The sequence below is a fragment of the Streptomyces sp. NPDC005811 genome (genome assembly GCF_040630405.1).
Taxonomy (GTDB): Bacteria; Actinomycetota; Actinomycetes; order Streptomycetales; family Streptomycetaceae; genus Streptomyces.
In genome coordinates this window covers 59,339-75,101 of sequence record NZ_JBEXXK010000052.1, presented here as the reverse complement: position 1 = coordinate 75,101, position 15,763 = coordinate 59,339, and the positions used below count along the sequence as shown (strand labels likewise).

Annotated in this window: 1 pseudogene; it reads left to right on the top strand. The window is 76.3% G+C overall.

The annotated features are described in order from the left end of the window. Window positions 1-5: 5 nt before the first annotated feature. A pseudogene (locus ABZ490_RS40290) lies at window positions 6-15,737 on the top strand (type I polyketide synthase); the annotation flags it as partial. Window positions 15,738-15,763 lie beyond the last annotated feature (26 nt).

Sequence of the window (15,763 nt, the reverse complement as noted above, 5' to 3'; positions counted from 1 at the left end):
ACGTCGAGTACCTCAAGCGGTTGACCGCCGAACTGCGGCAGACCCGCCGGCAGTTGCGGGACGCGGAGGCACGCGACCGGGAGCCGGTCGCGATCGTGGCGATGAGCTGCCGCTACCCCGGCGGGGTGGACAGCCCGGAAGAGCTGTGGCGGCTCGTCGACGAGGGCGGGGACGCCATCTCCGGGTTCCCCGCCGACCGCGGCTGGGACGTCGAGGCGGGCTACGACCCCGACCCCGACCACCCCGGCACCTTCTACGCGCTCGGCGGCGGCTTCCTGCACGAGGCGTCCCGGTTCGACGCGGACTTCTTCGGGATCTCGCCGCGCGAGGCGCTGGCGATGGACCCGCAGCAGCGGTTGCTGCTGGAGATCTCCTGGGAGGCGTTCGAGCGGGCCGGGATCGCCCCCGGCTCGGTGCGCGGCAGCAGCACCGGCGTCTTCGTCGGCGCCGCCACCTCCGGATACGGCGCCGGCGTGAGCGAGTTCCCCGAGGGCGTGCAGGGCCTGCTGCTCGCGGGCAACGCCACCTCGGTCGCCTCCGGCCGCATCGCCTACACCCTGGGGCTGGAAGGGCCGACCGTCACCGTCGACACGGCCTGCTCCTCCTCGCTCGTCGCCCTGCACTGGGCGTGCCAGGCGCTGCGCCGCGGCGAGTGCGACCTGGCGCTCGCGGGCGGCGTGGCCGTGATGGCCACCCCCGCGATGTTCTACGAGTTCAGCCGCCAGCGCGGACTGGCCGCCGACGGCCGCTGCAAGGCCTTCTCCGACGACGCCGACGGCACCGGCTGGGCCGAGGGCGCCGGCATGCTGCTCGTGGAGCGGCTCTCCGACGCCCGCCGGCTCGGCCACCCCGTCCTGGCCGTGGTCCGCGGCACGGCGATCAACTCCGACGGCGCCTCCAACGGCCTCACCGCCCCCAACGGCCCCGCCCAGCAGCGGGTCATCCGCGCGGCCCTCGCCAACGCGGGACTCGCCCCCGCCGAGGTGGACGCCGTCGACGCGCACGGCACCGGCACCTCGCTCGGCGACCCCATCGAGGCCCAGGCCCTCCTCGCCGCGTACGGCCAGGACCGCGAACAGCCGCTGTGGCTGGGCTCCTTGAAGTCGAACATCGGGCACACCCAGTCGGCCGCCGGCGTCGGCAGCATCATCAAAATGGTCGAGGCGATGCGGCACGGCGTGCTGCCGCGCACCCTGCACGTCTCCGAGCCGTCCCGGCACGTCGACTGGTCGGCCGGGGCCGTACGCCTGCTCACCGAACCGGTCGACTGGCCGGCGGCGGGCCGCCCGCGCCGCGCCGGTGTGTCGTCGTTCGGCATCAGCGGCACCAACGCGCACGCCGTCATCGAGCAGGCCCCCACCGCCGAACCGGCGGACCCCGCCGCGCAGCCGGCCGCCCCCGCCGCCGAGCCACGGACCCTGCCCGTCGTACCGTGGCCGGTGTCCGCCCGCAGCGAGGAGGCGGTCCGGGCGCAGGCCGCCCGGCTCCTGGCCCGGCTGCGGGACCGGACCGAGCCGCCGCGCCCCCTGGACGTCGGCCACGCGCTCTCCACCACCCGGGCCGCCCTGGAGCACCGGGCGGTCGTCCTCGCCACCGACCACGACAGCGCCGTACGGGAACTGGCCGCGCTCGCCGAGGGCTCCGCGGGCCCCGCGACCGTCCGGGGCCGCACCACGCGCGGCGCCACCGCCTTCCTGTTCGCCGGGCAGGGCTCCCAACGGCCCGGTATGGGCCGCGAACTGTACGACACCCACCCCGTCTTCGCCGCCGCGTTCGACGCAGTCGACGCCGAACTGCCCTTCGACCTGCGGCAGATCGTCTTCGGCGACGACGCGGACCGGCTCCACCGCACCGCGTACGCGCAGCCCGCCCTGTTCGCGCTCGAAGTCGCCCTGTACCGGCTGCTGGAGTCCTGGGGCGTCACCGCGAAGTTCCTGCTGGGCCACTCCGTCGGCGAGCTGGCGGCCGCCCATGTCGCCGGCGTGTGGTCCCTCGCGGACGCCTGCCGGCTGGTCGTGGCACGCGGCCGTCTGATGCAGGCACTGCCGGAGGGCGGCACGATGGCCGCGCTCCAGGCGACCGAGGAGGAGGTGCTGCCCCTGCTGAACGACCGGGTCGGCATCGCCGCCGTCAACGGCCCCCGCGCGGTGGTGATCTCCGGCGCGGCGGACGCCGTGGAGGAGACGGCCGCGCACTTCCGCGCCCTGGACCGCAAGGTGACGGCCCTGCGGGTCAGCCACGCCTTCCACTCCCCGCTGATGGAGCCGATGCTCCAGGAGTTCCGCGAGGTCGCCGAGACCCTCACCTACCACCCGCCCCGCCTGACGCTCGTCTCCGGCGTGACCGGCGAGACCGCCCGCCCGGCCGACCTGTGCTCGCCGGACTACTGGGTCCGGCACGTGCGTGAGCCCGTCCGGTTCGCCGACGGCATACGGCTGCTGGCGAAGCGCCGGGTGGCCCGCTGTGTCGAGCTGGGCCCCGACGGCACCCTCACCGCCCTCGCCCAGGACTGCTTCGAGGGCGACCCGCCGTTCGCCGTGCCCAGCCTGCGCAAGGACCGGCCCGAGCCCGCCGCCGTGATGGCCGCGGTCGCCGGCGCCTTCGCCCACGGCGCACCGGTCGACTGGCCGGCCGTCTTCGCGGGGACCGGCGCCCGGAGCGTGGACCTGCCGACGTACGCCTTCCGCCGTGAACGGTACTGGCTGGAGCCCACCCCGCCCGGCGCGGCGACCGCCGGCGACACCGGCGGCGGGGACGCGGGCTTCTGGACGGCCGTGGAGGACGAGGACATCGCCGCCCTCGCCGACACCCTGGACGTCGACGAAGGGCTCGTGCGTCCCCTCGTACCCGCCCTGTCGTCCTGGTGGCGGGGCAGGCGTGAGCTCGGCCGGGTGGACGGGCTGCGCTACCGCGTCGCCTGGCAGCCCCTCGACCCGACCGCCGGTGGCCCGCTCACCGGCCGCTGGCTCGTCGCCGCCCCCGCCGGGGTGGCCGACGGCTCCCCGGCGGCCGTCGTGACCGAGGCGCTGCGGGCGGGCGGAGCCGAGCCCGTGCTGTGGGAGTACGCCCCCGACGAGGAGCGCGCCGCGCTGGCCGCCCGGCTCGCCGGCCTCGGCACCTTCACGGGCGTCCTCGCCCTGGCCGCCGACGAAGACCCCACCGGCGACGGGCAGCGGTCCTCGGCGGATGCGCTCCTGCGCACCGTCCGGCTGACGCAGGCGCTCGGCGACGCCGAGGTGACCGCACCGCTGTGGCTCGCCACCCGCGGCGCGGTGGCCACCGCACGCTCCGACGCCGCCCCCGAGCCGGCGCAGGCCGCGCTCTGGGGCCTGGGCCGGGTGGCCGCACTGGAATCGGCCGGCCGGTGGGGCGGCCTCGTCGACCTGCCGCCGACCGTCGACCGGCGGGCCGCCGCCCGGCTCGCCGCGGTGCTGGCCCACCCCGGCGACGAGGACCAGCTCGCGGTCCGTGCCTCCGGAGTCTTCGTACGACGCCTGCTGCACGCCGACGACCCGGCCGCCCCCCAGCACGGAGGGAGCGGCTGGCGGCCCCGCGGCACCGTCCTGATCACCGGCGGCACCGGCGCGCTGGGCGCCCGGGTCGCCCGCTGGGCCGCCGAGCAGGGCGCGGAGCACCTCGTGCTGACCGGCCGCCGCGGTCCCGACGCACCCGGTGCCGCCGAGCTCACGCACACGCTCACCGCACTCGGCGCCCGCGTGACCGTCGAGGCCTGCGACATCGCCGACCGTGCCGCCGTCGAAGAGCTGCTCGCCCGGCACACCGTGGACGCCGTCGTCCACGCGGCCGGCGTCACCGACACCCGCCCGCTGCCCGACCTCGACGCCGACCGCCTGCACTCCGTCCTCGCCGCCAAGGCGGACGGCGCCGCCCACCTCGACGCGGTGCTGCGCGCCCAGGGCGACCGCCCGCTCGACGCGTTCGTGCTGTTCTCCTCCATCGCCGGCGTCTGGGGCAGCGGAGGCCAGAGCGCCTACGCCGCCGCCAACGCCTACCTCGACGGCCTGGCCGAACAGCGGCGCGCCCGCGGCGCCACCGCCGTCTCCGTCGCCTGGGGCCCCTGGGCCGAGGGCGGCATGGCCGCGGAGGGCGACGCCGAGGAGTACCTGCGACGACGCGGTCTCACCGCCCTCGACCCCGACACCGCGCTCGCCGCGCTGCGCCGCGTCCTGCAGCAGGACGTCACCGGTCAGGTCGTCGCCGACGTCGACTGGTCCCGGTTCGCCCCCGGCTTCACCAGCACCCGTCCCAGCCCCCTGCTCACCGACCTGCCCGAGGCACGGGCCGCGCTGCACGCCGCCCAGGCCCCCGCGGACGACGACGGAGCGGGCGCGGCCCTGCGTGCCCGCCTCGCGGGCCACCCGGCCGCCGAACGCGTCCGCGCACTCCTGGACCTGGTCCGCACCCACGCCGCCGCCGTCCTCGGCCACACCGACGCGGGGCTGCTGGAGACCCGGCGCGCCTTCCGCGACTCCGGCTTCGACTCCCTCACCGCCGTCGAACTGCGCAACCGCCTCGCCGCCGGGACCGGCCTGGCCCTGCCCGCCACGCTCGTCTTCGACCACCCCACCCCCGTCGACCTCGCCGCCTTCGTGCACGGCGAACTGTTCGACGACTCCCCGTCCGCACACCCCGACGGCACGGGGGGCGCGGCACGCGGGGACCGCGCGGCCGACGACCCGATCGTCGTCGTCGGCATGGGCTGCCGCCTGCCCGGCGACGTGACCGGCCCGGACGACCTGTGGGAGCTGGTCGCCGCCGGACGGGACGCGATCAGCGAGTTCCCCACCGACCGAGGCTGGGACCTCGACGCGCTCTACCACCCCGAACCGGGCCGACCCGGCACCAGCTACACCCGGCACGGCGGATTCCTCACCGGCGTCGGCGCCTTCGACCCCGCCTTCTTCGGCATCTCGCCGCGCGAGGCCGTCGCCATGGACCCGCAGCAGCGGCTGCTGCTGGAGACCTCGTGGGAGGCGCTGGAACGCGCCGCCATCGCCCCGGGCGCCCTGCGCGGCAGCCGCACCGGCGTGTTCATGGGCTCCAACGGCCAGGACTATCCCGCCCTGCTGCTCAGCACACCCGACGCCGGAGACGGCTACCTCGGCACGGGCAACGCCGCCGCCGTGGTCTCCGGCCGTATCGCCTACGTCCTCGGCCTCGAAGGACCGACCCTCACCGTCGACACGGCCTGCTCGTCCTCCCTGGTCGCCCTCCACCTCGCCGTGCAGTCGCTGCGGGCGGGCGAGTGCGACCTCGCGCTGGCGGGCGGCGTCACCGTCATGTCCACCCCGGGCGCCTTCCTGGAGTTCAGCCGCCAGCGCGGCCTCGCCGCGGACGGCCGCTGCAAGGCCTTCTCCGACGACGCCGACGGCACCGGCTGGGCCGAGGGCGTGGGCGTGCTCGTCGTCGAGCGGCTCTCCGACGCCCGCCGAAGCGGACATCCGGTACTCGCCGTGGTCGCCGGTTCCGCCGTCAACCAGGACGGCGCCTCCAACGGCCTCACCGCCCCCAACGGCCCCGCCCAGCAGCGCGTCATCCGTGCCGCCCTCGCCGACGCGGGCCTCGCCCCGGCCGACGTGGACGCGGTCGAGGCGCACGGCACCGGGACGACACTGGGCGACCCCATCGAGGCCCAGGCCCTCCTCGCCGCCTACGGCCAGGACCGCGAACAGCCGCTGATGCTCGGCTCGTTGAAGTCCAACCTCGGACACACCCAGGCCGCCGCCGGCGTCGCCGGTGTCATCAAGATGGTGCTGGCCATGCGGCACGGCCGGCTCCCGGCCACCCTGCACGCCGACACCCCCAGCACCCACGTCGACTGGTCGACGGGCGCCGTGGAACTCCTCACCGAGACCACGCGGTGGCCCGGCGGCGACCGGCCGCGCCGCGCGGGAATCTCCGCGTTCGGCGTCTCCGGCACCAACGCCCACGTCATCGTCGAACAGCCCCGGGACGACCAGCCGTCGGCCGCCGACGCACAGCCGCACGAGACCGCGCCGAAGGGAACAGGGACGGGCGGCCCGCTGCCCTGGGTGCTCTCCGGCGCGTCCGAGGACGCCCTGCGCGCACAGGCCGTACGACTCCTCGCCCACGCCGACGCCCGGCCCGGGCTCACCGCCGCGGGCCTCGGCCTCTCCCTCGCCACCACCCGTACCGCGCTCGACCACCGCGCCGTGATCCTGGGCGGAGACCGCGCGGAACTGGTCTCCGCGCTCACCTCCCTGACCCTGGGCGAGTCCGCCGCCGACGTGGTCACCGGCCGCGCGCGGGCCGACGGCCGGACCGCGTTCCTCTTCGCGGGACAGGGAGCACAACGGCTCGGCATGGGGCGTGAGGCGTACGAGGCCCACCCTGTCTTCGCGGACGCCTTCGACGCCGTGTGCGCGCAGGTCGACGCGGAACTGCCGCGCCCGCTGCGGGAGATGGTCTTCGGCGGAGACGCCGAGCTGCTGAACCGCACGGAGTTCACCCAGCCTGCCCTGTTCGCCCTCGAAGTGGCGCTGTTCCGGCTGCTGGAGTCGTGGGGTGTGCGCCCGGATGTCCTCGCAGGGCATTCGATCGGTGAGATCGCCGCGGCGCACGTCGCCGGGGTCTGGTCGCTGGCGGATGCGTGTCGTCTGGTGGTGGCGCGGGGCCGGCTGATGCAGGCTCTGCCGTGCGGGGGTGCGATGGTGGCGCTCCAGGCCGCCGAGGACGAGGTGCTGCCCCTCCTCGGTGACGAGGTGGGGATCGCGGCGGTCAACGGTCCCCGGGCCGTTGTCGTCGCGGGCGCCTCGCAGGCCGTCGAGGAGATCGCCGCCCGCTTCCGCGCCCAGGACCGCAAGGTCACCGCGCTGCGGGTCAGTCACGCCTTCCACTCGCCGCTGATGGAGCCGATGCTCGCCGACTTCCGCAAGGTCGCCGAGAGTCTGACGTACGAGCCGCCCCTCCTGCCCGTCGTCTCGACGGTCACCGGTGCGGCCGCCGCGGCCGAGGAGTTGTGCTCCCCGGAGTACTGGGTCCGCCATGTCCGCCGGTCGGTCCGCTTCGCCGACGCCGTCGCCGCCCTGGAGGCCGAGGGCGTCACCCGGTTCCTGGAACTGGGCCCGGACGGCACCCTCACCGCCCTGGCCCACGGCTCGCTCACCGAGGGCGAACCGGTCGCCGTCCCTGCCCTGCGCCCCGACCGCCCCGAGACCGCGACCCTGCTCGCGGCGACCGCGACGCTCTTCGCCCACGGCGCCGACGTCGACTGGTCCGCGTTCTTCCCGGCCGAGCGTCCCGTCGAGCTGCCCACCTACGCCTTCCAGCACGGCCGCTACTGGCCGCGCCCGTCCGGCGGCCACCTCGGCGACCTCCGCGCGGCCGGTCTGTCCGCCGCCGGCCACCCGCTGCTCGGCGCCGCCGTCACCCTCGCGGACAGCGGAGCCGCGGTCTTCACCGGACGGCTCTCCGCCCAGCTCCAGCCGTGGCTGGCCGAACACGTGGTCTCCGGTTCCGTCCTGCTGCCCGGCACCGCCTTCCTGGAGCTCGCCCTCCACGCGGCCGACCGTGTCGGCTGCGCTCAGGTCGAGGAACTCACCCTGCGGACGCCGCTGGTACTGCCCGCCCACGGAGCCGCCCGGCTCCAGGTCACCGTCGGAGCCCCCGACGCCGCCGGACGCCGCGAGATCGGCGTGTACTCCCGCCCCGCGGCCGGCTCCGACAGCGACGGGCCCGACGACGAGCCGTGGACCCAGCACGCGAGCGGCACCCTGCTGCCCGAGGCCGCCGTGCCGGCCCCGGAAGCGGACGGCCGACCGCCCGCCGACGCCGTCGAGATCCCCACGGACTCCCTCTACGAGCGGCTGGCGGGGACCGGTCTGTCCTACGGCCCGCTCTTCCGCGGACTGACCGCCGTCCGGCGGAGCGGCGACGACCTCTTCGCCGAGGCGGGCCTCCCCGACGAGGCCGCCCCCGACGCCCGCCGCTACGGCGTCCACCCCGCCCTGCTGGACTCGGTGCTGCACGCCCTCGGAGCGGCCCCGGCGCCCGGCGCCGCCGACGAGGCGTCCGGCCCGGGCCTGCCCTTCTCGTGGACCGGCGTCACCCTGCACGCCACCGGTGCGGCACGGCTTCAGGCCCGCCTGCGGGTCACCGGGAGCGGATCGGTCGCCCTCGACCTGGCCGACCCCTCCGGCGCACCCGTCGCGACCATCGGATCCCTCACCCTGCGCGCCCTCACGGCACCGGCCGCCGGGACCGCGCACACCCCGCACGCCGGACTGCTGCACCGGGTCGACTGGACGCCGCTGCCGCTGGAGGCGACCGCGTCGGCCGCTCGGGCACCACTGCCGCAGCCTCTCCCGACCGCTCTCCCGACCGCTCTCCCGACGACTGGGGTCGATGCGGGAGCGGACTCCCTGGTGCGCGTGGCCTCCCCGGCCGGAGACAGCGCGGGGGCAGCGCACACGGCCACCGCTCATGTGCTGGAACTGGTGCGTGCCTGGCTGACGGAGGAGCGCTTCGAAGGCGCCCGGCTCGTGCTGGTCACCGAAGGGGCGGTCACGCTCGACGCGACGGCCCCCGATCCCGCCCTCGCCGCGGTGTGGGGTCTGGTGCGGGCGGCCCGGGCCGAGAACCCGGGGCGGTTCGCGCTGCTCGACGTGGACGGCGCCGACGCGTCATGGCAGATCGTCCCGGCCGCGCTCGCCTCCGGTGAGGCGGAGCTCGCCGTACGCGGCGGCACCCCGTTCACCCCCCGCCTGGGCCGGGCCACCGAAAACCGCGAACTCATGCCTCCCGTCGGGGAGTCGGCCTGGCGGCTCGACATCGCGGAGCAGGGCACCCTGGAGGGACTGGCGCTGCGGCCCGTCCCGGAGGCGCAGGCAGAACTTGCCCCCGGCCACGTCCGTATCGCGGTGCGGGCCGCGGGCGTGAACTTCCGTGACGTGCTCAACGCGCTCGGCATGTACCCCGGCGACGCGAAGGACTTCGGTCTCGAGGGCGCCGGTGTGGTGACCGAGGTCGGCCCCGAGGTGTCGGGGCTCGCGATCGGTGACCGGGTGATGGGACTGTTCTCCGGCTCCTTCGGGCCGGTGGCGGTGGCGGACGCCCGGACGGTGGCCCGCATCCCGTCCGGCTGGACGTTCGCGCAGGCGGCGTCCGCGCCCCTCGTGTTCCTGACCGCGTACTACGCCCTCGACGACCTCGGAGGCCTGCGGGCCGGCGAATCGGTGCTGGTGCACGCGGCGGCCGGCGGCGTGGGCATGGCCGCCCTGCAGCTGGCGCGGCACCGGGGCGCCGAGGTGTTCGGCACGGCGAGTGCCGGCAAGTGGGACACGCTGCGGGAGCTGGGCCTGGACGACACGCACCTCGCCTCGTCCCGCGACACCGGGTTCGAGACGGCGTTCCTGGCGGCGACCGGTGGTCGTGGCGTGGACGTCGTACTGGACTCGCTGGCCGGTGAGTTCGTGGACGCCTCGCTGAGGCTGCTGCCGCGTGGTGGCCGGTTCCTGGAGATGGGCAAGACCGACGTCCGGGACGCCGACGCGGTCGCCGCCGAGCACACGGGCGTGACCTACCGCGCCTTCGACCTGTGGGACGCCGGTCCGGAGCGGATCGGGCGGATGCTGTCCGACCTGGTCGACCTGTTCGAGTCGGGAGCACTCCAGCCCCTGCCGGTCACCTGCTGGGACGTACGACAGGCGCCGGACGCGTTCCGCCATCTGTCGCAGGCCCGGCACGTCGGCAAGGTGGTGCTGACCGTTCCCGCGCCGCTGGACCCGGAGGGGACCGTACTGGTCACCGGTGGCACCGGCGGCCTGGGCGCCCTGGTGGCCCGCCACCTGGTCACCGAGCACGGAACCCGGCACCTGCTGCTGGCCGGCCGTCGAGGCCCCGAAGCCCCGGGGGCCCGCGAACTCGTCGCGGAACTCACGGACTTGGGGGCCGAGGTCGAGGTGGCGGCCGTGGACGTCGCGGACCGTGAGCAGCTCGCCGGGGTTCTTGCCGGACGACGGCTGACTGCCGTGGTGCATACGGCGGGCGTCCTGGACGACGGCGTGGTCGCCTCCCTCACCCCCGACCGCCTGGCGCACGTCCTGCGGCCCAAGACGGACGCGGTGGCGCATCTGCACGAGCTGACCCGTGACGCCGACCTGTCGGCGTTCGTGGCCTTCTCCTCGGTGGCCGGTACCTTCGGTGGCGCGGGCCAGGCCAACTACGCGGCCGCCAACGCCTTCCTGGACGCCTTCGCCGCCAGGCGCCGCTCCGCCGGCCTGCCCGCGACCGCCCTCGCCTGGGGCCCGTGGGCGCCCGGCGCGGGCATGACCGCCGAGCTGACCGAGGCGGACCTGCGGCGCATGGCACGCGGCGGCATGCGGCCGCTCACCGTCGAAGAAGGCCTCGGCTCCCTCGACGCGGCCCTGGGGCGCACCGAGTCCGTCCTCGTCCCGATCGCGCTCGACCGGCGCGTGCTGCGCGACCGTCAGGCGGTCGCGGCGCTGCCCGCCATGCTGCGGGGACTCGCCGTCGCCCCCGCACGGCGCACGGCGGCCACGGCCGACGCCGCCGGGGACGGCTTCCGGACCCGGCTGGCGCCCCTCGCACAGGCGGAGCGGGAGACGGCGGTCCTGGACCTCGTACGCGTCCAGACCGCCCTGGTGCTGGGGCACTCCGGCCCGGACACCGTCGAGGCCACCCGGGACTTCCGGGGCCTCGGCATCGACTCGCTGACCGCCGTGGAACTGCGCAACCGCCTGAACGCGGCGACCGGACTGCGGCTGCCCGCGACCCTGGTGTTCGACTATCCGTCGCCGCAGGCGCTCGCGCGCCACATCGGCACCGAACTCTTCGGCACCGAAATCCTCGACACCCGCCCCCCGGCCGCGGCCGCCGCGACCGGTGCCACGGGCACGGCCGGCCGGGCCGCCGACACGGCCGACGACGACGCGCGCATCGCGATCGTGGGCATCGGCTGCCGGTTCCCCGGCGGGGTGCGCGGCCCGGAGGACTTCTGGCGGCTGCTCGCCGACGGCGTCGACGCGATCGGCGCGCCGCCCGCCGACCGCGGCTGGCACGCGGAGGGCGTCGAGGGCGGATTCCTCTACGACGCCGCCGAGTTCGACGCGGACTTCTTCGGGATCTCGCCGCGCGAGGCCGTGGCGATGGACCCGCAGCAGCGACTGCTGCTGGAGATCTCCTGGGAGGCGCTGGAACGGGCCGCGATCGACCCGCGCGCCCTGCACGGCTCCCGTACCGGCGTGTTCGTCGGCACGAACTACCAGGGCTACGGCTCGGCCGCGCACGACGTCCCCGAGGACGCCCAGGGACAGCTCCTGACCGGGCACGCCGCGAGCGTGGCCTCCGGCCGCGTCGCCTATGTGCTGGGCCTCGAAGGCCCGGCGGTCACCGTGGACACCGCCTGCTCGTCCTCCCTGGTGGCACTGCACTGGGCGGCCCAGTCGCTGCGGTCCGGCGAGTGCGATCTGGCGCTCGCGGGCGGCGTGACGGTGATGGCGACACCCGGCGCCTTCGCCGAGTTCGACCGACAGGGCGGGCTCGCCGGCGACCACCGCTGCAAGGCCTTCTCGGACGACGCCGACGGCACCGGATGGGGCGAAGGCGCCGGCATCCTGCTGCTGGAGCGCCTCTCCGACGCCCGCCGCAACGGCCACCCGGTGCTCGCCGTGGTCCGGGGCAGCGCCGTCAACTCGGACGGCGCGAGCAACGGACTCACCGCGCCCAACGGTCCCTCGCAGCAGCGCGTCATCCGTGCCGCGCTGGCGGCCGGCGGGCTCACCCCCGCCGACGTCGACGCGGTGGAGGCGCACGGCACCGGCACGAAACTCGGCGACCCGATCGAGGCCCAGGCCCTGCTCGCCACCTACGGCCAGGACCGTCAACAGCCCCTGTGGCTCGGGTCGGTGAAGTCCAACATCGGACACACCCAGGCCGCCGCCGGAGTCGCCGGCGTCATCAAGACGGTGCTGGCCATGCGGCACGGGACACTGCCGCGCACCCTGCACCTCACCCGGCCCACCAGCCACGTCGACTGGACGGCCGGACACATCGAGCTGCTCGCCGAGTCCACGCCCTGGCCGCGTCCGGGACGGCCGCGGCGCGCCGCCGTCTCGTCGTTCGGCATCAGCGGCACCAACGCCCACGTCGTCCTGGAGGAGGGCGAGCAGCGGCAGACCGGCGCCGAGCCCCCGCACCCCGGGGGACCGGTCGCCTGGCCGCTGAGCGGACGATCGGCCGCCGCCCTGCGCGGGCAGGCCGAGCGGCTGCGCGCCCGGCTGACCGCCGACCCGGAGCCCGGCCCCGCCGACGTGGCGCACTCCCTGGCCACCGGCCGCGCGGTCTTCGAGCACCGGGCCGTGGTGGTCGCCGAGGACCGCACCGAACTCCTGACCGCGCTGGCCGCGCTCGGCCGCGGCGAAGACACCGCAGCCGTGGTGCGGGGGCGCACCGGACCACGGGGCCGCACCGCGTTCCTGTTCAGCGGGCAGGGCTCGCAGCGTCCCGGCACGGGCCGGGAACTCCTCGACCGGTTCCCGGCGTACGCCGAGGCCTTCCACCGCGTCTGCGACGCGTTCGCCCCGCACCTCGACGTGCCGCTGGCCGACGTCGTCCTCGCACCCGAGGGCACGGAGCCGGCCGGGCTGCTGGACCGCACCGCCTACACCCAGCCCGCCCTGTTCGCCGTCCATGTGGCGCTGTACGCACTGGTGCGCTCGTGGGGGGTCGCGCCGGACGCGCTGATGGGGCACTCCATCGGCGAACTGTCCGCCGCGCACGTCTCCGGAGTGCTGTCCCTGCCCGACGCGTGCGCCCTGGTCGCGGCGCGCGGCCGGCTGATGGAGGCGCTGCCCGAGGGCGGCGCGATGGCCGCCGTACAGGCGTCCGAGGACGAGGTGGCGCCCCTGCTCGCCGGACGCGACCGGCGCATCGCGGTCGCCGCCGTCAACGGGCCCACGGCCGTGGTGGTCTCCGGCGACGAGGACGCCGTGTCGGACATCGCCGACCATTTCGCCGCACTGGGCCGAAAGACTAGGCGTTTGCGGGTCAGCCATGCGTTTCACTCAGCGCATATGGACGCGATGCTTGCGGAGTTCGAAGAGGTCGCGCGCGGCGTGCGCTACGACACGCCCGCGATCCCGGTCATCTCCAATGTGACGGGCGACCGGGCCACCAAGGCCGAACTGACCTCGCCCGGCCACTGGGTGCGGCATGTGCGGCAGACCGTGCGCTTCGCGGACGGCGTACGCCGCCTGAGCGAGGACGGCGTCGGCACGTTCGTGGAACTCGGTCCGGACGGCTCGCTGACCGCGATGACCCTCGACACCCTGGGGGAGTCCGCGCCCCACGGCCCGCAGGAGCCGGCCGGGTCCGTCGTCGCCGTCCCCGTCCTGCGCCGGGGCCGGCCCGAGCCCGTCGCCGCCCTGCTGGCCGCCGCGACCCTGCACGTGCACGGCCTCGCCGCCGCGCCCACCGGACTGACCGGACCGGCCCGCACGGTGGAGCTGCCGACGTACGCCTTCCAGCGCGACCGCTACTGGCCGGCGGCGGCCAGGCCCACGGGCCCCGCGGCACCGGGCGACGGCGGCCGCGTCGACGACGAGTTCTGGGCCGCCGTCGAGCGCGGCGACCTCGGCGAGCTGACCGACCGCCCCGACCTCGCCGACGACACCCCGCTCAGCGAACTCCTGCCCGCGCTGTCGTCCTGGCGGCGCCGCCGCCGGGAGCGGTCCGCGCTCGACTCCTCGGCCTACACGGTGGTCTGGCGTCCGGTGCCGGACGGCCCGCCACCGGCGCTCTCGGGTACCTGGCTGCTGGCCGTGCCCGCCTCCCGGGCCGACGACCCCTGGACGGCCGCGCTCGCCGACGGCCTGACCGCGCACGGCGCGCACATCGCGCAGCTCTCCGTGGACTGCGCCCTCACCGACCGGGCCGCGCTCGTCGAGGACCTGCGCAAGCTCCCCGAACCGGACGCCGTACGGGGCGTGCTGTCCCTGCTGGCCCTCGACGAGGAGCCCGCGGCCACCGCCGACCACGCGGCCACCCCGGCCGGCCTGGCCGCGCTGCTCGCACTGACCCAGGCGCTCGGCGACCTGGAGATCGGCGCCCCGCTGTGGGCCGCCACCGTCGGCGCCGTCGCCGCCACCGACCGGGAGAGCGTCACCGCGCCCACCCAGGCCGCCACCTGGGGCCTGGGCCGGGTCGCCGCGCTGGAACAGCCGCAACGCTGGGGCGGTCTCGTCGACCTCCCCGCCGACCTCGACGGGCGGACCGCGGAACGGCTCGCCGCCCTGCTCTCGGGCGGCACGGGCGAGGACCAGACCGCCGTACGGGCCGCCGGCGTCCTCGCCCGCCGCCTCGTGCACGCCCGGCCGTCCGACGCCCCCGCCCCCGAGTGGAGCTGCGCGGGCGAGACCGTCCTGATCACCGGCGGAACCGGGGCACTCGGCGCCCGGATCGCCCGGCGGCTCGCCGAACGCGGCGCCCGCCACCTGGTGCTGGTCGGCCGCCGCGGCCCGGGCGCCGAAGGCGCCGACGCACTGCGCGCCGACCTGGCCGCGCGGGGCGCGCAGGTGACACTGGCCGCCTGCGACACCGCCGACCCCGACGCCCTGGCCGCCCTGCTGGCCGAACACCCGGTCGACGCCGTGGTGCACGCCGCCGGGGTCCTCGACGACGGACTCCTCCAGTCCCTCACCCCCGAGCGACTGGAGGCGGTGCTGCGGCCCAAGCTGGCCGCCGCCCGCAACCTCGACCGGCTCACCCGCGACCGCGACCTGTCGGCGTTCGTCCTGTTCTCCTCCTTCGCCGGCACGGTCGGCTCGGCGGGCCAGGGCAACTACGCCGCCGCCAACGCCTACCTCGACGCGCTCGCCGCCCGGCGCCGCGCCGACGGCCTGCCCGCCACCTCCGTGGCCTGGGGGCCGTGGGCCGGCGGCGGAATGGCGGCCGACGGCCCCGAGGCGGAAGCACGACTGCGGGGCGGCGGCGTCGTGCCGCTCGACCCGGACACCGCGCTCGCCGCTCTCGACCGGGCCGTGGCCCGCGAGGACGCCGCGCTGACCGTCGCCGACCTCACCTGGGACCGCTTCGTCCCCGGCTTCACCGCCGTACGGTCCGCCCCGCTGCTCGCCGAACTGCCCGAGGCCCAGGCCCTGGCACGGCAGGCGCACGAGAGGGACGGCGGGACGGCGTCGGACAGCGGCGCCCTGCGCACCCGACTCGCCGGCCTCCCCGAGGCCGCACAGGAACGGCTGCTGGTCCAGCTGGTCCGCGGCCACGTCGCCACCGTCCTCGGGCACGCCTCCGCCGAGGCCGTCGACGCCGAGCGCGCCTTCAGCGAACTCGGGTTCGACTCGCTGATGGCGGTGGAACTGCGCAACCGGCTCGGCGTCGCCACCGGGCTCCAGCTTCCCGCCACCCTCCTGTTCGACCAGCCCACACCCCGCGTCCTCGCCCGCCACCTGCGGTCGCAGACCGTGGCCGACAGCGGCGCAACGCCCACGCTGGACGCCCTCGACCAACTGGAGGCCGCGCTCGACGGGCTCGCCGAGGACGACACCCGGCGCGGCCGGATCGCCTCCCGCCTGCTGGCACTCGCCGCCCGCTGGAACGGCCCGGGCGAACCCTCCGCCGAGCGGACGGACGAGGACGGCGGCGACCTCCAGGACCGGATCGAATCCGCGGGCGCCGAGGAGATCTTCGCCCTCATCGACAACGACCTGGGCCTCTCATGACCGGCACCACGACCACGGCCACCGCC